General features: G+C 67.0%; 14 protein-coding genes. 4 read left to right on the top strand and 10 right to left on the bottom strand.

Going from position 1 to position 18,539, the window contains the following annotated elements; all coding sequences use genetic code 11:
* Positions 1-100: 100 nt before the first annotated feature.
* The 6 genes from GEU84_RS11180 to GEU84_RS11205 form a co-directional block, all read right to left on the bottom strand.
* Positions 101-322 carry a formate dehydrogenase subunit delta gene (locus GEU84_RS11180; protein ID WP_152825382.1) on the bottom strand — a complete coding sequence of 74 codons (222 nt, stop codon included), beginning with the start codon at positions 320-322 and terminating at the stop codon, positions 101-103.
* Positions 312-1,244, bottom strand: coding sequence for a formate dehydrogenase accessory sulfurtransferase FdhD (locus GEU84_RS11185; RefSeq protein ID WP_241427665.1), 933 nt, complete (start codon positions 1,242-1,244; stop codon positions 312-314). The genes GEU84_RS11180 and GEU84_RS11185 overlap by 11 nt, the downstream gene beginning before the upstream one ends.
* A gap of 10 nt (positions 1,245-1,254) precedes the next feature.
* Positions 1,255-4,149 carry a formate dehydrogenase subunit alpha gene (gene fdhF, locus GEU84_RS11190; protein ID WP_152825386.1) on the bottom strand — a complete coding sequence of 965 codons (2,895 nt, stop codon included), beginning with the start codon at positions 4,147-4,149 and terminating at the stop codon, positions 1,255-1,257.
* The gene (locus GEU84_RS11195; RefSeq protein ID WP_152825388.1) at positions 4,146-5,675 is read right to left on the bottom strand and encodes a formate dehydrogenase beta subunit; all 1,530 of its coding nucleotides are present in this window, start codon (positions 5,673-5,675) and stop codon (positions 4,146-4,148) included. The genes fdhF and GEU84_RS11195 overlap by 4 nt, the downstream gene beginning before the upstream one ends.
* On the bottom strand, positions 5,672-6,142 hold the full coding sequence (locus GEU84_RS11200; protein WP_152825390.1) for a formate dehydrogenase subunit gamma: 471 nt from the start codon (positions 6,140-6,142) through the stop codon (positions 5,672-5,674). The genes GEU84_RS11195 and GEU84_RS11200 overlap by 4 nt, the downstream gene beginning before the upstream one ends.
* A gap of 83 nt (positions 6,143-6,225) precedes the next feature.
* Positions 6,226-7,107: a LysR family transcriptional regulator gene (locus GEU84_RS11205; protein ID WP_152825392.1), complete on the bottom strand. Its 882-nt coding sequence runs from the start codon at positions 7,105-7,107 to the stop codon at positions 6,226-6,228.
* A gap of 421 nt (positions 7,108-7,528) precedes the next feature.
* On the opposite strand from GEU84_RS11205, the gene GEU84_RS11210 reads away from it, so the two are divergent.
* From GEU84_RS11210 to GEU84_RS11225, 4 genes are read left to right on the top strand one after another with little or no spacing between them, the layout of a single operon-like run.
* A complete protein-coding gene (locus GEU84_RS11210) occupies positions 7,529-8,209 on the top strand; it encodes an SOS response-associated peptidase (RefSeq protein WP_152825394.1) in 681 nt (226 codons plus the stop codon).
* Entirely contained in the window at positions 8,193-8,798 is a 606-nt protein-coding gene (locus GEU84_RS11215; protein ID WP_338144784.1) for an ImuA family protein, read from the top strand. Before GEU84_RS11210 ends, GEU84_RS11215 begins: the two co-directional genes overlap by 17 nt.
* Positions 8,725-10,251 (top strand): Y-family DNA polymerase, encoded by a 1,527-nt coding sequence (locus GEU84_RS11220; RefSeq protein WP_152825398.1) that lies wholly within the window; start codon positions 8,725-8,727, stop codon positions 10,249-10,251. Before GEU84_RS11215 ends, GEU84_RS11220 begins: the two co-directional genes overlap by 74 nt.
* Positions 10,248-13,700, top strand: coding sequence for an error-prone DNA polymerase (locus GEU84_RS11225; RefSeq protein WP_152825400.1), 3,453 nt, complete (start codon positions 10,248-10,250; stop codon positions 13,698-13,700). The genes GEU84_RS11220 and GEU84_RS11225 overlap by 4 nt, the downstream gene beginning before the upstream one ends.
* 248 nt (positions 13,701-13,948) lie before the next feature.
* Here the strand turns inward: GEU84_RS11225 and GEU84_RS11230 are convergent, their stop codons facing one another.
* From GEU84_RS11230 to iolD, 4 genes are read right to left on the bottom strand one after another with little or no spacing between them, the layout of a single operon-like run.
* The gene (locus tag GEU84_RS11230) at positions 13,949-14,788 is read right to left on the bottom strand and encodes a class II fructose-bisphosphate aldolase (protein WP_152825402.1); all 840 of its coding nucleotides are present in this window, start codon (positions 14,786-14,788) and stop codon (positions 13,949-13,951) included.
* On the bottom strand, positions 14,785-15,624 hold the full coding sequence (locus tag GEU84_RS11235; RefSeq protein WP_152825404.1) for a 5-deoxy-glucuronate isomerase: 840 nt from the start codon (positions 15,622-15,624) through the stop codon (positions 14,785-14,787). The genes GEU84_RS11230 and GEU84_RS11235 overlap by 4 nt, the downstream gene beginning before the upstream one ends.
* 10 nt (positions 15,625-15,634) lie before the next feature.
* The gene (gene iolC / locus GEU84_RS11240) at positions 15,635-16,612 is read right to left on the bottom strand and encodes a 5-dehydro-2-deoxygluconokinase (RefSeq protein WP_152825406.1); all 978 of its coding nucleotides are present in this window, start codon (positions 16,610-16,612) and stop codon (positions 15,635-15,637) included.
* Positions 16,612-18,483: a 3D-(3,5/4)-trihydroxycyclohexane-1,2-dione acylhydrolase (decyclizing) gene (gene iolD, locus GEU84_RS11245; RefSeq protein WP_152825408.1), complete on the bottom strand. Its 1,872-nt coding sequence runs from the start codon at positions 18,481-18,483 to the stop codon at positions 16,612-16,614. Before iolD ends, iolC begins: the two co-directional genes overlap by 1 nt.
* Positions 18,484-18,539 lie beyond the last annotated feature (56 nt).

Consider the following 18,539-nt stretch of genomic DNA (forward strand, 5'->3'; position numbering starts at 1 on the left):
CACCGCGCAATGCTCCTTCGACCGATCGAGGCGCTCTGCTCTTTCCAGAGACAAATATCCCACGGGGGTCGGGGGGTGTGAAACCCCCCGCTCCGCCAGGTCAGACCGGCGCCGGGCGTCTGATCTGCGCCGCCGCTTCCAGCACCAGCGGGCGAAAGCCCGCTGCGCCGCTGTCGATCAGGCCAAAGAACTGGCGCCGCATGCGGGGTTCCCAGAAATCATTGATATGGGACGCCAGCCCGGCCACGCCTTCGGCCTTTGGCTTGCTTTCCATGAACAGGGCAATCTGGTTGGCCATATAGACCAGTTTGTCAGGCGACATGGGCGGCCTCTTGGGTGCTGATGCGGGAGGGATGGGTGAAAACCTCGAACCCGTCGGGGCGGGCCAGACCGATGAGCGAGATGCCCGCCGCATCGGCCATCCGCACGGCATGGGCTGTAGGGGCAGACACGGCGATCACCACCGCCGCACCGATGCGGGCGCATTTCTGCACCATGTCGATGGAGACGCGCGATGTGAGGATTATGGCACCGTCGTGGGCTTTTGGATAAACGGTTGATGGCTCGGTGCGTGCGAGCACGCACCCTACGGCGGGTGATCCGCCGCGGCGTGCGGGTTCGTCACTTCCGGTAGGGTGCGTGCTTGCACGCACCATGCCCGCGCCGCCACACACCAGGGCCCCCGCCAGCTTGTCCAGTGCGTTGTGCCGCCCCACATCCTCGCGCGCGGCGATGATCCCCTGTCCGGGCCGCCAGAACGCCGCCGCATGCACCGCCCGCGTGGCATCATGCAAAGGTTGATGGCCCGGCAGGGCGGCGATGGCCGCCATGACCTGCGCCGCTGTCAGGGCAAGGCCGGAGGGCGGCACGGGCGGCACCGCGCGCAAAGCCTCGTCCAGACTGTCGATGCCGCACAGACCGCAGCCCACCGGCCCCGCCATGCTGCGCCGCCGTGCCGCCAGCCGGTCGCCCGCAGGCCCCACCAGCCAGATTTGCAGATCAATCCCCCGGTCAGTCTCGACGGCTGTGATGCTGTCGATCTCATCCGGCGCAGCGATGCCTTCCGTGAGGGAAAACCCCAGCGCAAAATCCTCCAGATCGGCCGGGGTGGCCATCATCACCGCCTGCGTGGTGCCGTTGTAGCTGATCGCCACCGCCGTTTCCTCGGGCAGCATGCGCGTGCCCTCGGTCAGCCGCCCGGCCTGGAAGGCAAGGCGGGGCAGGCTGTGCCGCAGGTCCATCAGCAGCCCCCTGTCATTCCGCCGCAGGCAGGATGCGCCGGGCCATTTCGGCCTGCGCGTTGTAATCCTCCTGCCAGCCGGTCGGGCCGTTGGATGGGGCCACCTGCACCGCCGTCACCTTGTATTCCGGGCAGTTGGTGGCCCAGTCGGAATAATCGGTGGTGATGACATTGGCCTGCGTGTCGGGGTGGTGGAAGGTGGTATAGACCACGCCGGGCGACACCCTGTCGGTCAGTTTTGCCCGCAAGGATGTGTCGCCCGCGCGTGACGCCAGCCGCACCCAGTCGCCATCCTTGACCCCCCGCACCTCGGCGTCGTGGGGGTGGATCTCCAGCACGTCCTGATCGTGCCAGACCACGTTGGCGGTGCGCCGTGTCTGCGCGCCGACGTTGTATTGCGACAGGATCCGCCCCGTGGTCAGCAGCAGGGGGAATCGCGGGCCGGTGCGTTCATCGGTTGCCACATATTCGGTGCGGATGAACTTGCCCTTGCCGCGCACGAAACCTTCGACATGCATCAGGGGCGTGCCCAAAGGATGCGCCGCGTTGCAGGGCCACTGGACGGAGCCAAGCTCTTCCAGCCGCTCATAGCTGACCCCGGCGAAGGATGGCGTGGTGGCGGCAATCTCATCCATGATCTGCGAGGGGTGGGTGTAGGTCCAGTTGCCACCCCCCGACTCTTTCAACATGGCGTTGGCCAGCATCTGCGTCACTTCCCAGTCGCCATAGCCGTTCTTCGGGGCCATCACCTTGCGCACCCGGTTGATGCGGCGCTCGGCATTGGTGAAGGTGCCGTCTTTCTCAAGGAAGGACGAGCCGGGCAGAAAGACATGGGCGTAATTTGCCGTCTCGTTCAGGAACAGGTCATGCACGATGACGCAATCCATCGCCGCCAGTCCCGCCGCCACATGTTTCGTGTCGGGGTCGGATTGCAAAATATCCTCGCCTTGACAGTAAAGGCCGCGAAACGTGCCCTCCACCGCCGCATCCAGCATGTTGGGAATACGCAGGCCCGGTTCATTGTCGATGGTCACACCCCAGAGCGATTCGAACACCGCCCGCGCATCATCATTCTTCACATGCCGGTAGCCGGGCAGTTCATGCGGGAACGACCCCATGTCGCACGACCCCTGCACATTGTTCTGGCCGCGCAGCGGGTTAACCCCCACACCGGGCCGCCCGACATTGCCGGTCAGCATGGCAAGGTTGGCAATGGCGATGACCGTGGTGGAACCCTGGCTGTGTTCCGTCACGCCCAGACCGTAATAGATCGCGCCGTTGCCGCCCTTGGCGAACAGCCGCGCCGCCGCGCGCAAATCGGCCGCAGGCACCTGTGTGAGCAGTTCCGTCGCCTCGGGCGAATGGCGCGGGTCGGCGGCGAATTCGGCATAGTCCTGAAATTCGTCCCAGTCGCAGCGTTCGCGGATGAAGGATTCGTCAAACAGCCCTTCGGTCACGATCACATGCGCCAGCGCCGTCACCACGGCCACATTGGTGCCGGGCCGCAGCGGCAGGTGGTGCGCCGCTTTCACATGCGGGCCATCCACCAGATCAATCCGGCGCGGGTCGATCACGATCAGCCTGGCCCCCTGCCGCAGCCGCTTTTTCAGACGTGAGGCGAAAACCGGATGCCCGTCGGTCGGGTTGGCCCCGATCACGATCACCACATCGGTCTGTTCCACAGAATCAAAGTCTTGCGTGCCCGCCGATGTGCCGAAGGTCTGGCCCAGACCATAGCCGGTGGGCGAATGGCAGACCCGCGCGCAGGTGTCGGTGTTGTTGTTGCCGAACACCGCGCGGGTCAGCTTTTGCACCAGATAGGTTTCTTCATTGGTGCAGCGGCTGGAGGTGATCACGCCGATCGAATGCCGCCCGTGCTGCGCCTGAATGCCGCGCATCTTTTGCGCCGCAAACTCCATCGCCTCGGGCCAGGACACTTCACGCCAGGGATCGGTGATCACATCGCGGATCATCGGGTTCAGGATGCGGTCCTTGTGGGCGGCATAGCCATAGGCAAAGCGGCCCTTGACGCAGCTATGCCCCCGGTTGGCCTTGCCGTGCTTGTAGGGCACCATGCGCACCAGTTCATCACCGCGCATTTCCGCCTTGAAACTGCACCCCACGCCGCAATAGGCGCAGGTTGTTACCACCGAACGCTCGGGCGTGCCGATCTCGATGATGGATTTTTCTTGCAAGGTGGCGGTTGGGCAGGCCTGCACGCAGGCCCCGCATGACACGCAGTCAGACGCCAGCGCATTGTCGGCTTTCGCGCCAAAGGACACGCGGCTGTCGAACCCACGGCCTTCGATGGTCAAGGCGAAGGTGCCCTGCACCTCTTCGCAGGCGCGCACGCAACGGCTGCACACGATACATTTCGCCGGATCATAGGTGAAATACGGGTTGGATTCGTCCTTGGGGATGTAGTGCGCGTTGACCGACCCGCCGGCATCGCGCGCCTTGAAATGGGTATCCACCGCGTCATAGCGCACATCGCGCAGGCCCACGGCCCCCGCCATGTCCTGCAATTCGCAATCGCCATTGGCCGAACAGGTCAGGCAATCCAGCGGGTGATCCGAGATGTAAAGCTCCATCACGCCACGCCGCAGCTGTTTCAGCTTGCCGGTCTGGGTGTGGACCTTCAGGCCGGGGGCAACGGGTGTGGTGCAACTGGCGGGGGTGCCGTTGCGCCCCTCGATCTCGACCAGACACAGGCGGCAGGAGCCGAAGGCATCCACCGAGTCGGTCGCGCACAGCTTTGGCACCGAAATGCCGATTTCCGCAGCGGCACGCATGATGCTGGTGCCTTCGGGCACCGTGATGTCGAAGCCGTCGATTGTCAGCGTGACCATGGTTTTCGATTTGGCCGCAGGGGTGCCGAAATCGCGGTCGGGGATGATGAAGTCTTTCATTCGGCGGCCTCCTTTGCGGTGGCGTGGAAATCAGCGGGGAAATGGGTCAAGGCGCTCATCACGGGGTAGGGGGTAAACCCCCCCAGCGCGCACAGCGACCCGGCTTTCATCGTGGTGCAGAGGTCGGTCAGCAGCGGGATGGCGGCGGTGTCGCCGCGTGCGATCCGGTCCACCGTTTCGACGCCGCGCACGGCACCGATGCGGCAGGGGGTGCATTTGCCGCAGGATTCAATCGCGCAGAACTCCATAGCAAAGCGTGCCTGTTTCAACATGTCGGCGCTGTCGTCGAACACCACCAGCCCCGCATGGCCGATCAGCCCCTCGGCCGCGCCGAACTCCTCATAGCCAAAGGGCACATGGAACATCGAGCGGGGGAAATAGGCCCCCAAAGGCCCGCCGACCTGCACGGCCTTTACCGGCCGACCCGAGGCTGTGCCGCCCGCGATACCGTCCACAATCTCGCCCAGCGTCAGGCCGAAAGCCACCTCGAACAGCCCGCCATGTTTCACATTGCCCGCGATCTGCAAGGGGATGGTGCCGCGCGACCGGCCAAGGCCGAAGTCCTTGTAGAACGCCGCCCCCCGCTCGAAAATCACCGGCACGGTGGCCAATGAAATCACGTTGTTAACCACCGTGGGCTTGCCCAGAAACCCCTGCAAGGCGGGCAAAGGCGGTTTCGCCCGCACCACGCCGCGCTTGCCCTCCAGACTGTTCAGCAGGCTGGTTTCCTCGCCGCAGACATAGGCCCCGGCCCCAGTGCGGATCTCCATGTCAAAGGCGTGGGACGAGCCCAGCACCGACGAGCCCAACAGCCCTTCGGCCCGGGCGATCAGCACCGCCTCGGTCATCACCGCAATCGCATCGGGGTATTCGGACCGCAGATAGACATAGCCGCGCGTGGCGCCCGTGCCGATGCCCGCAATAACCATGCCCTCGATCAGGGTGAAGGGGTCGCCCTCCATGATCATCCGGTCGGCGAAGGTGCCAGAATCGCCTTCATCGGCATTGCAGACGATGTATTTCTGATCGGCCACCGCCTCGGCCACCGTTTTCCACTTGATGCCTGTGGGAAAGCCCGCGCCGCCCCGGCCCCGCAGCCCCGATGCGGTGACTTCGGCCACGATGCCTGCCGGATCGGCCAAGGCGCGCCGCAGCCCCGCCAGCCCGCCATACGCCTGATAATCCACCAGCGACAGCGGATCGGTCAGCCCGCAACGGGCAAAGGTCAGCCGGGTCTGGCGTTTCATCCAGTCCAGTTCCGCCGTCAGGCCAAGGGCCAGCGGGTGATCATGCCACCCCGCCTCGAACAGCGCGGGCACATCCTTGGCCGACACCGGACCAAAAGCATAGCGGCCGGTGGCGCAATCCACCTCGACCAGCGGTTCCAGCCAGACCATGCCGCGTGATCCGTTGCGCACCAGCGTCACATCCAGCCCGCGCCGTCGCGCTTCGGCCATCACGGCGGCGGCAACGGCATCAGCCCCCAGTGCCTTGGCGGCGGCATCGCGTGGCACATAGATTTTCATGCGCCGCACCCCGCCAGCAATTCATCCAGCCTTGCGGCATCCACCCGGCCCACCACCCGGCCATCGATCAGCGCCGCAGGGGCGCAGGCACAAAGGCCCAGGCAGAACACAGGCTCCAGCGTCACGCCGCCGGGTGTGGTGCCGTGCCAGTCCACCCCCAGACGGGCGCGCGCATGGTCGGCCACGGCATCGCCGCCCATGGCCTGACAGGCCTCGGCGCGGCACAGTTTCACCACATGGCGGCCTGCCGGTTCTTCGCGGAAATCGTGGTAAAAGCTGACCACGCCATGCACCTCGGCGCGCGAGAGGTTCAGCGCCCGGGCAATCTGCGGCAGCGCCGCCTGCGGCACGAAACCATATTCGGCCTGCACGGCATGCAGGATGGGCAGCAAGGGCCCCTCCAGCGCGGCATGGGCGCTGAGGATATCCCCCACACGCGCGCTGATGTCTGCCGCGTCCTGCTGCATGGCTTACCTCCGGTTGGCTTTGCCCTTTCTACGCGGTGCGATAGGCAAATCAATAGTGATAACCCGTTGTTCAATAGGCTCGGTCAATCGACTGCCTTGCGTGCCGCCTCCAGCAGCGCGGCCAGTATCGGGGTGTGTGGCTCGCGGTGGGCCGCGATCAGGCCCACTAGATGCGCGGCCTCGGGGGCCACGATCGGCAGGGCCACCAGCCGCCCGCCCACGGTGAACAGATCGGCCAGCTTTTTCGGCACGACAGAGGCCCAGCGGCCCGACAGCACATGCGACACCAGCACGATGGTCGAGTTCGACTCGACCGAAGGCGCCACCACCGCCCCCGCCTCGGCCAGATGCTGATTGACGATGCGGCGGTTCTGCATGTCGGCTGTCAGCAGGCACAAGGGCACCCCGGCCACCTCGGCCCATGTCACCTGCGCGCGGGCCGCCAGCGCTGTGCCGGGGGCGCAGAGCAGGCGGTAGTGTTCCGCGTAAAGCGGCACCTGCGTGACCCGGCCCAGAGGTTCGTTGTCCAGATAGGTGATGCCCGCGTCCAGCTCCAGCGCCTCGATCCCGGTCAGGATTTCCGCCGAGGTGCGCGACAGAACGCTGATGCGCACATGCGGGTGCCTTTCGGTAAAGGGCAGCGTCAGGTCGGCCACCATCGGCAGCGCGGTGGGGATGACCCCGATCCGCAAAACGCCGGTCAGACCGGACCGGACCGCACGCATCTCATCCTTCAGCCCGCGCATGTCGGCCACGATGCGCCGCGCCCAATCGACCACGCGCAGCCCCTCGGGCGTCAGCCCCTGAAAGCGCGAACCCCGGAACACCAGCTGCACGCCCAGCTGATCCTCCAGTTGCTTGATGGCGCTGGACAGCGTGGGTTGCGTGACACCGCAGCTTTCCGCCGCACGCCCGAAGTGGCGCTCGCGGGCAAGGGCAAGAAACATCTCCAGCTTGTCGATCATGCACCGGGTTTGGCAGCATTTCCGGGTGCAGGCAAGAAAAGCGGCAGAGGGAGGGCGGGCTTGCTGCCTTGCTTGAAGACGCAGCGCCCAGCGTTCAAGCACTTCAATACCAGCCCGCAGGCTATCCGCCTTGCGGTGCTGCCTTGCATCCGGTTTCCGCTGTCGCCAAGTAACGTGGAAGACCTGTTGCAGGAACGCAGGATCGAGATCAGCCACCAGACCGCGCAATACCGGTGGAACAGGTCTTTTCGTGGCCAAGATCCGGCGCAGGCGGGTGGGCAGGACGCGTGCCTGCAAGCACTGGCGCTGGCACCGCCCCTCATCAACAATTGCGACAGCCAACCTTGCCCACGCACACATTCGCTGGACAAGTTCCCGCAATGTTCGCACCCTTGGGCCCTGCTGATTCCGGACCCCGCCCATGTGCAACCTCTACTCCCAGACCAAGAGCCAGGACGCGATGCGACATGTCTTTGATGACGTGGTCGCCGAGGGCGAGGTGCTGGATGATGTGACCGGCAACCTGCCGCCGATGCCGGGGATCTGGCCCGACTATCCGGCGCCGATCATCCGGCATGGGCCAGACGGTGGCTGGCAGCTGGCGATGGCGCGTTGGGGGATGCCCACGCCGCCGCAGTTCCTGGCGGGCAAGCGCACTGATCCGGGGGTGACGAACATCCGCAACCTCGCCTCGCCGCACTGGCGGCGCTGGCTGGGGGTGCCGCACCGCTGTCTGGTGCCCTTCACCAGTTTTTCCGAGCCCGACAACCGGCCCGGGCCCGGCAAGGGCAAGCCGGTGTGGTTCGCGCTGGGGCCCGACCGGCCGCTGGCGTTCTTTGCCGGTATCCGCACCACATGGACCTCGGTGCGCAAGCTGAAGGAGGGCGAGGTGACGGTGGAGGCCTTCGGGTTCCTGACCTGCGAACCCAACCGCGAGGTGGAGCGCATTCACCCCAAGGCGATGCCGGTGATCCTGACGCGCCCCGAGGAGTGGCGGCTGTGGCTGACCGCCCCCATCGACCGCGCGCTTGACCTGCAACGCCCGCTGCCGGATGGCGAGCTGGACATCGTGCTGGAGGACGCGCGTGACGACCCTGCATAACCTTACCCGGCGCCCGGCGGCGGCCGACCCGTTCACGCTGACCAATGCCCGCGTGCATGAGGCCGGGGGGCCGGGCCGCCGCGCCTTTGCGCTGGTCCAGTGCCTGCGCCACCCCGGCCCCGTGCTGTGGGTGCTGCCCGCGCATGAGCCGCAGCGCCCCATGCTGCGCGGCCTGCCCGCCGGTCTGGGCGAGCGGCTGATGCTGCTGACACCCAAGGGCGAGACCGACCTTTTGTGGTGCGTCGAGGAGGCGCTGCGCGCAGCGCCCGTCGCGCTGGTCATTGCCGAACCGCAACAGGCGCTGTCGCTGACCGCAGGCCGTCGGCTGCAACTGGCCGCCGAAACCGGGCGGACAACCGGGCTGATGCTGATCCGCGAGGGCCAGGGCAGCAGCGCCTGCGAGACGCGGTGGCACTGTGAACCCGTGGCTGCGACAGCGGCGGACTCGACTCTGCACCGCTGGTCCCTTAACAAGAACAAATCAGGAACTATCGGATCGTGGACTTTGAACTGGCATGGCGCGACGGCTGCTGTCCATCTGGTTTCCCCGGCTGGCGAGCGATGCCAGCCTGCGGAACCGCCCCGTTGAGGGGGCCTTTGCCCTGACCCACCGGTCGGGCAATGCCGATCACCTGCATTGTCTGAACCTTGCCGCCGAGGCGCGCGGCCTGCGGCGCGGCATGCCGCTGGCCGATGCCCGGGCGATCTGCCCCGACGTGACGACCCGGCCCGCCGATCTGGCACGCGAGGCGGATGCCCTGTCGGCCCTGCGCCGCTGGGCCAGCCGCTATGCGCCCATGGTCGCCGCCGATGGCACGGATGGTCTGGTGGCCGACATCACCGGCGTCGCGCATCTGTTCGGCGGCGAGGCGGAACTGCGCGGCGATCTGCATGCGCGGCTGGAGTGGGCGGGCCTGTCGGTCGCCAGCGCCATTGCGGGCACGCGCGGGGCCGCGCATGCGCTGGCACGCCACGGTGGCGGGATCCTTGCCGAAGGCGCGTTGGTGCAAGGCATCGGCCGCTTGCCGGTTTCGGCGCTGCGTATCGACCATGCCACCGCTGACGCGCTGGCCCGTGTCGGCGTCGCCCGCATCGCCGATCTGGCAGCACTGCCCCGCGCACCATTGGCCCGCCGCTTTGGCGCGGCGCTGGTGCTGCGGCTGGATCAGCTTCTGGGCCATCAGCCCGAACCGGTGGCGGCAGAACCCGAGCCGCCGCATTTTGGCGTGCGGATCACGCTGCCCGAACCGATCGGCCTGCAATCCGACGTGATGGCCGGGCTTGCGCGCCTGCTGGACCGGCTGTGTGCCACGCTGGCGCTGCACCAGCAGGGCGCGCGCCGCCTGCGGCTGGAACTGCGCCGGGTGGATCACGGCACGGCGCAGGTGGAAATCGGTCTGGCCCGGCCGATGCGCGACCCCGCCCGCATCGCCGCCCTGTTCGCCAAGGGTGTGGATGAGGTTGACTCGGGCTTTGGCATCGACGGCATGCGCCTGTCGGCCACGATCACCGAGCCGCTGGCGCCGGAACAGATCGGCAGCGGCCCCGCCCTGCGGCAGGAGGATGCGCTGGCCGATCTGGTTTCGCGCCTTGGCAACCGCATCGGCTTTGACCGCGTGCTGCGGATGGTGCCCGCCAACAGCAAGATCCCCGAGCGCAGCTTTCAGCTGGTGGCCGCCGCCTGGTCGGAACCCCTCGCAGCACCCCGCAGGCGCGGCCCCCTGCGGCCCATCACGCTTTTTCCACCCGAACCCGTCACCCATGCCTCGGGCCACCCGCCCGCGCAGTTCCGCTGGCGGCGCATGTCCTTTACCACCCTGCGCGCCCATGGGCCGGAAAGGATCACCCCGGAATGGTGGTTCGACGACCCCTCCTGGCGCAATGGCCTGCGCGACTACTGGCGGATCGAAACGCAGCAAGGCCCGCGGCTGTGGCTGTTCCACACCCCGCAAAACCCGGCCTGGCCCGCGCCCTCGGGGGCGCAGAACTGGCCCGCGCCCTCGGGGGCGCAGAACTGGTTCGCGCAGGGGGAATTCGCATGACCGGCTTTCATCCTGGCTCAAACATCCCCGGGGAGGCGCGGCGCAGTCGCGGCGGGGGCAGCGCCCCCCCCTATGCCGAGTTGTGCGTCACCTCGAACTTCACCTTCCTGACCGGAGCCTCGCACCCCGAGGAACTTGTGACGCGGGCTGCCGAACTGGGCCTGACCGCCATCGCCATCACCGACCGCAATTCGGTGGCGGGGGTGGTGCGGGCATTCTCCGCCCTGAAGGAGCTGGTCCGTCTGCGCGACGAGGCGCTTGCACAGGCCGAGGCGGCACAGGACGGTGCCCCTGACAGCACAGCCACCGGTCCTGCCATCCGCTCGCAGCGCGTGACCGACCATTCCAGCCGCCAGACCGTGCCGCATTTTACCGGCGACACCGCAGCCCCCGTCCTGCCCGGCACGCCGTTGCCACGGCTGATCGCAGGAGCGCGGCTGGTGCTGGCCGACAGCCTGGTGGAATGGGTGGCCCTGCCCACCAATGTGGCAGCCTGGTCACGCCTGACCCGCCTGCTGTCACAGGGCAAGCGGCGCGCGCCCAAGGGCGAATGCCATCTGACCCGCGCCGATCTGCTGGACTGGGGGCAGGGAATGATCCTGATCGCGCTGCCGCCCGATCCGGTCGAGGCCGATGCAACCGTGACCGCCACCACCCGCGCGCATATCGCCCAGATTGCCAAAGCCTTCCCCGGCCAGTGTTTCCTGGGTGCCGCGCCGCATTACGACGGCCGCGACCAGCCCCGTCTTGACCGGCTGGCCACGCTGGGCCAGGCCACCGCCTTGCCCATGGTCGCCCTCGGCAATGTGCTGATGCACCGCTCGGCCCGCCGCCCGCTGGCCGATGTGCTGACCTGCCTGCGCGAGGGATGCACCATCGACAGCATCGGCGAGCGTCGGCTGACCAATGGCGAACACCGGCTCAAATCCGGGGCCGAAATGGCGCGGTTGTTCCACCGCTACCCCGCCGCGATCCGCCGCACGGTCGAGATTGCCAATGCCTGCGCCTTCGGGCTGGACGAGCTGCGCTACCAGTATCCCGACGAGGCGCTGAACGGCGAACCGGCGCAGGCCCGGCTGGAACGGCTGACCCGCAACGGGTTGCTCTGGCGCTACCCCGACGGGCCGCCGCCCAGGATCGTCGCGCGTGTGGAGAAAGAGCTGACCCTGATCCGCGAGGTGGAATATGCATCCTACTTCCTGACGGTGCATGACATCGTGGCCTTCGCCCGGTCGCAAGGCATCCTGTGCCAGGGGCGCGGGTCGGCGGCCAATTCGGTGGTCTGCTACCTGTTGGGCATCACCGAGGTGCCGCCGGAATCCATCACCCTGATCTTCGAGCGGTTCATTTCCAAGGAACGCGGCGAGCCGCCCGACATCGACGTGGATTTCGAACATGAACGGCGCGAAGAGGTGATCCAGTGGATCTACACCCGCTATGGCCGCGAACGCGCGGGCCTGACGGCCACCGTCATCCATTTCCGCAGCCGCGCCGCGATCCGCGAGGTGGGCAAGGTGATGGGCCTGAGCCAGGACGTCGTCGCGCGCCTGTCGGGCCAGATCTGGGGCTGGTCATCCTCTGCCCCCGGCGCAGACCGGCTGCGCGATGCTGGCCTTGACCCCGCCGACCGGCGCGTCACGCTGACCATGCAGCTGATCGGCGAACTGATCGGCTTTCCCCGGCATCTGAGCCAGCATGTCGGCGGGTTCGTCATCACCCATGGCCGGCTGGACGAGCTGTGCCCCATCGAAAACGCCGCGATGGAGGATCGCACCGTCATCGAATGGGACAAGGACGATATCGACGCGCTGGGTCTCTTGAAGGTCGATATACTGGGGCTGGGGATGCTGACCTGCATCCGCAAGGCCTTTGGATTGCTGAAGGATCACCGGGGCGAGCGGCGCACGCTGGCCAATGTGCCACCCGAAGACCCCGCCATCTATGACATGCTCTGCCGGGCCGATGCCATCGGGGTGTTTCAGGTGGAAAGCCGCGCACAGCTGAACTTCCTGCCCCGGATGCGGCCCCGCGCCTTTTACGATCTGGTCTGCGAGGTGGCCATCGTGCGCCCCGGCCCGATCCAGGGCGGCATGGTGCATCCGTTCATCAACCGCCGTCAGGGCAAGGAACCCGTCGAAGACCTGGGCCCCGCGATGATGGAGGTGCTGGGGCGCACCTATGGCGTGCCGCTGTTCCAGGAGCAGGCCATGCAGATCGCCGTGGTCGCCGCCGGTTTCACACCGTCCGAGGCCGACCGGCTGCGCCGCAGCCTCGCCACGTTCAAGCGCATGGGCACCATCGGCAGCTTTCGCGACCGGTTCGTGTCGGGCATGCTGGAGCGCGGCTATGATGCCGATTTCGCTGCCCGCTGTTTCGCCCAGATCGAGGGCTTCGGCAGCTATGGCTTCCCCGAAAGCCATGCCGCCAGCTTTGCCCGGCTGGTCTATATCTCGGCCTGGCTCAAATGCCACCACCCGGCCATTTTCACCTGCGCGCTGCTGAACGCGCAGCCGATGGGCTTTTACGCCCCTGCCCAGCTGGTGCGCGACGCCCGCGAACACGGGGTTGAGGTGCGGCCCGTCTCGGTCAACCATTCGCTGTGGGATTGCACGCTGGAGCCCCGCGCGGATGGCGCGCTGGCGCTGCGGCTGGGCTTTCGCCAGATCAAGGGCCTGCGCGAAGAGGATGCGGCATGGATCGCCGCCGCCCGTGGCAACGGCTATCCCGATGTCGAAAGCCTGTGGCGCCGCGCCGGGGTGCGCCCCGACACGCTGGAACGGCTGGCCGAAGGCGATGCCTTTGCCGCCCTCGGCCTGACGCGGCGCGATGCGCTGTGGGCGGCCAAGGCGCTGCGCGCCCCCGCCCCCCTGCCGCTGTTCGGCCCGGATGGCGAGGGCGGCGTGGAACCCGCCGTCACCCTGCCAGCGATGACCCTGGGCCAGGAGGTGATCGAGGATTATCTGGCCCTGCGTCTGTCGCTGCGCGCCCATCCGGTTGAACTGCTGCGCCCCCGCCTGCCCGAAAGCCTGCCCGCCGACCGGCTGGCGCAGGCCCGGGGCCGCGTCACTGTCACTGGCCTTGTCATCACCCGCCAGCGCCCCGGCACAGCATCCGGGGTGATCTTCCTGACGCTGGAGGATGAGACCGGCACGGCCAATGTGGTGGTCTGGACCCGCGTTTACGCCGCCTTCCGCAAGGCGGTGATCGCGGGCCGCCTGCTGCGCGTGCAGGGCCGCATCGAACGCGACGGCCCCGTGGTGCATCTGATCGCCGAACATGTCGAGGATGTCTCGTCCCTGCTCACCACGCTGGGCCGCCCGGTGATGATTGCCTCCAACGATGGCCGCGCCGATGAGACGAAACGCCCCGTGGGCGGCGACCCCCGCTCAACGGCCCGGCACCCGCGGGAACAGGCAAAAAAGCTGTTCCCCAGCCGGGATTTCCATTGAATGACGGCAGCAATTTCAGAACGGTGGGGCTGAAATACCCTGTTCGTGGATGTCAGAACAGGTGCACAGCATTGCGCGGATGCCATCCATTGACTGCCGGCAAGGCGGGCGTGACCGACGCGACGCGCGCAAAGCTGCCTGGCTGCTGTGTGGCGCCGCAGTCGCATCATTACTTGAAGCGGCCATTTGTCAAAGGTGCGGCCCAGCGCCGGTGCAAGCGCGCGCTCGGGCAGACGGCCCGCAGCCCCCTAGACCCGGCTTGAAGCCCCAAGATTGCGCAAGAGTGTTCTGGCGGCCTCGAAGACCGGTTCATGGGTTTCCTGCAGGATCGCCAGACGGTCGAACCGGGCCGGATCCCTGTTGACGGCGCTGCGCAAGGCGGTGCCGAAGACCATGCGCAACTCGGTTCCGATGTTGAACTTGCAGATACGCGACCGCGCGGCCAGATCGGCCCGCTGCGCAGGCGGCACGCCTGATCCGCCGTGGATGACCAGCGGGACGCGCGTCACCGCCTCGATCGCGCGGATACGGCCAAGGTCGAGACCGCCGCCCGGCCCCTGTTGCAGATGCACGTTGCCCACCGATATCGCCATGGCGTCCACGCCGGTTTCTGCTGCGAATCGCGCGGCCTGCGCCGGATCCGTGCCCGCCGAGCCCGCCCCGCCGTCATAGCCGACAAAGCCGATCTCGCCCTCACAAGAGGCCCCGGCCGAACGGGCCAAGGCCACCACGGCGGCGGTCTGCGCGATATTCTCGTCCAGAGGCAGGTTTGATCCGTCGAACATGACCGAGGTGAACCCGGCGTCCAGCGCGTCCTGACAATCCGCAAGCGTATAGCCGTGGTCCAGATGCGCCACGACCGGCACATCCACGCTGGCCGCCAGATGCCGGAACATCGCACCCAGGATCGGCAAGGGGGTGTGCGCGCGGCAGCCGGGGCCGGCCTGCAGGATCACCGGGGCGCGCTCGGCCTCGGCCGCCATCACGTAGGCGCGCATGTCCTCCCAGCCCAGACAGACCAGACCGGGCACCGCATAGCCGCCCGCCAGCGCCGGGCGCAGAACGTCTGACAGCGTTGCAAGGGTCATTTGAACTTGGCCACCATGTCCATGATGCCGGGAATAGTGTGCAATTGTGCGGCATGGGTGGGCTGGAAATACTGCTTCAGGCTGCGCTGGCTTTGGCCGCCAAGGATGGTGAAGTAATACATCTCGTATCCCGGCAGCACGCAGCAAGGGTGATAGCCCTTGTCAATCAGCACGGTGGACCGGTTCATGATGTGATAGGCATCGCCGGGTTCATTATCGACCCGCTGCAGCATTTGCAGTCCCGAGCCGTAGTCGGGGCGAAACCGGAAGTTGTAGCATTCGTCATGCCGCGTCTCATCGGGAAGCCGGTCGGTGTCGTGCTTGTGGCTGGGAAAGCCCGACCAGCCGCCCGCGCCCACCGTGAACAACTCGCTGACCAGCAGGCGGCCCACACGGTCATGATAGGCGGCGCCAAGGATGTGCTTGATCTTGCGATGGGTTTTCGTGTCGTCCGATCCGTATTGCACGCGGTCGATATCGGCCGCCCGCACGGCAAAGGGGCGCAGGGTTTCGGCGAACTGCGCACCGGCGATGAAGGTTTCGGTTTCGGTCAGCGCCGTGATCCGCGCGCCCGTGTCGCTGGGCACATAAACGCCCTCGGGCTCGCCGTCCCACACATCCGCGCCCCGGTGGCCGATGGCGGCAAAGGTCTCGCCCATCGTCTCGACCGTCACCGTGCCCGTGGCCGGCACCACACAGGTTTCATAGCCGGGGGTGCGGTAGTCAAAGCTTTCGCCCGCCTTCAGCCGGATGATGTTGAAATAGACCAGCGGCACAAGCGCGTCATGCAGATCGACGATGGCGCGGTTGTGGTTGTCATGGGGGGCGATGTGCATGGTGGGGCTTTCAGAAGGAAGGGCCGGGATGGGTGGCAAGAAAGGCGGCAAGCTCTGCCTCGGTCGGCATGGCGGGGGCACAGCCGACGCGGGCCACCACCATCGCCGCCGCCGCCGATCCGCGCCGGACGCAATCGGGCAGGGGCAGGCCCCGCGACAGGCCAGCCACGAAGGCACCGAGAAAGCTGTCGCCCGCACCGGTGGGTTTCAGCGCCTCGGTGGCGTAGATGCCGCTGGCGAATTCGCTGCTTGCCGTCAGGGTGACAGCGCCGTTCTCGCCGCGTTTGTAGACAACAATCTGCGCCGTCGTCCGGGCCAGATCGCGCGCGCAGTCCAGCCCGCGCGCGTAGTCGCCCGCCATGAAGCCGAACTCGACATCATTGCCGACAATCACGTCACACAGCGCAGCGGCGCGTGAACAGACCTGCGATGCGACCTGCGCCGAGGGCCACGAATAGGGGCGATAGTCGATGTCGAAGATCAGCGGCAACCCGGCCGCGCGGGCCAGATCGAAGGCGCGGAACGCGGCCCCTCGCGACGGTTCGGCGGCCAGAACGGTGCCGGTGGTGATCAGGGCGGAAAAGGCGGCGTAATCCACCGCCTCGACATCGGCGACCGTCATCTCGAAATCGGCAGCCCCGTTGCGGTAGATCACCGACTGGCAGTTTTCGAGCCGGGTTTCCACCACCGCCAGCGAATTGCGCGCCTCGCCCCCCACGCGGCGGACATGGGCCCGGTCAATGCCGTAGTGGTCAAGCTGGTTCAGGCAGAACCGCCCCACAGCGTCGTCCGAAACGCAGGTCATCAGCGCGGCCCGGCACCCCTGCCGGGTCAGGGCCACGGCAATGTTGGCCGATGATCCGCCAAGACTGGCGGAAAAGCGGGTGGCCTCTTCGGTCCGGGTGCCGGGCGGGTCGGCGTAAAGATCCATGCCCGCGCGTCCGATCACCAGGAAAGGGCCATGCCCGAGGCGGGACAGATCGGCCATCACACCCCCTGCCTTTGCCGGGCGCGGCCGGCCTCGACCTCGGCATGGCTGGCGTTGACGCTGTCCACGTCAGAGTCGTGCGCCGTTCCGATCTCCCACCAGGCATGGCCCTGGGTCGTCCAGCCGTCATGGGGATCGACCTGCATCACGATCACCGTGGTCTTGTCGGCCGCCTTGGCGCGCAGGAACGCCTCACCCAGTGCTGCGGGGTCGGCCACGGTTTCGGCGATGGCCCCCATGGCGCGGGCATGCGCGGCAAAATCGACGGTGAAGGGCGCGGACACGGTCGGGCAATCTGCGATCAGGTTGTTGAAACTGTCCTGCCCGGTGTTGTTCTGCAGCTTGTTGATCACGGCAAATCCGCCGTTGTCCAACACCAGCACGATCAACTTCTTGCCCGTCAGCACCGATGAATAGATGTCGGAATTCATCAACAGATAACTGCCGTCGCCCACGAGAACGATGGTGTCGCGGTCAGGCTCTGCTTCGGTTTGCGCGATCCGCGCGCCCCAGCCCCCGGCGATTTCATAGCCCATGCAGGAAAAGCCGAACTCGACATCCACGGTGCCGATGCCCAGCGTGCGCCAGTTGGCGGTTACCTCGGCGGGCAGACCGCCCGCCGCCGTCACGATGCGGTCGCGCGGGTGGCACAGGGCATTCACCACGCCGATGGCCTGCGCATAGGAATTGGGCCGGTTGCCGGGGCGGGTGTTGTCCGCGACATAGGCATTCCAGATGCTGCGCTTGGCCTGCGCCTGCGCCACCCAGCCATCCGGCGCGCGATGGGGGCCAAGGGCGGCCCCCAACGCCAACAGGCCCAGCCGGGCATCCCCCACCACGGCAAGCGACAGATGCTTGGCCGCATCATGGCGCCCGACGTTCAGCCCGATCAGCCGGGCGTCCGGGGCGAACACCGTCCACGACCCGGTGGTGAAATCCTGCAACCTTGTGCCCACGGCCAGCACCACATCCGCCGCCCCCGCGATGGTGTTGGCGCTGTCCGATCCCGTCACCCCGATAGGGCCGATGTTCAGCGGATGCGTCGCCAGCAGGTTGGCCCGCCCGGCGATGGTTTCCACCACGGGAATGCCATGCGCCTCGGCAAAGGTGGTCAGTTCGGCCACCGCACCGGAATATTGCACGCCGCCGCCCGCCACGATGACGGGGCGTTTCGCCGCACGCAGCAGGGCCGCCGCCTCGGCGATTTCAAGGCTGTCGGGCGCCTGGCGGCGGATGCGATGCACACGCCGGGCAAAGAACGCCTGCGGATAGTCCCATGACCAGCCCTGCACATCCTGCGGCAGGCCAAGGAAGGCCGGGCCGCAATCGGCGGGATCAAGCATCGTGTTCAGCGCCGCAGGCAGCGATTGCAGGATCTGCGCCGGATGGGTGATGCGATCCCAATAGCGGCTGACCGCGCGGAAGGCATCGTTCACCCCGATCGTCGGATTGCCGAAATGTTCAAGCTGTTGCAGCACCGGGTCGGGAAGCCGGGTCAGAAAGGTATCGCCGCACAGCATCAGCATCGGCAACCGGTTGGCATGGGCCAGCGCCGCCGCCGTCAAAAGGTTGGCCGTGCCCGGACCCGCGCTTGCCGTGCAGAACATGAAGCGGCGGCGCAGGTGGTATTTGGCATAGGCCGCCGCCGCGAATCCCATGCTCTGTTCGTTCTGCCCGCGATACAGCGGCAGTTCCGCGTGCACCGGATACAGCGCCTCGCCCAGACAGGGCACGTTGCCATGGCCGAAGATGCCGAACCCGCCGCCACAGATCCGCGTCGCGACCCCGTCGATCTCGATATACTGGTTCATCAGATACCGCACGATGGCTTGTGCCACAGTGAGCCTGACAGTCGTGCCGGATGCGGTCATGGGTTCCTCGCGCTGCCTTTGCCCCGCTATCGGGGCTTGCTTTGGCTATACGCTTT

The organism is Fertoeibacter niger, assembly GCF_009380135.2.
Classification (GTDB): Bacteria; Pseudomonadota; Alphaproteobacteria; order Rhodobacterales; family Rhodobacteraceae; genus Fertoeibacter; species Fertoeibacter niger.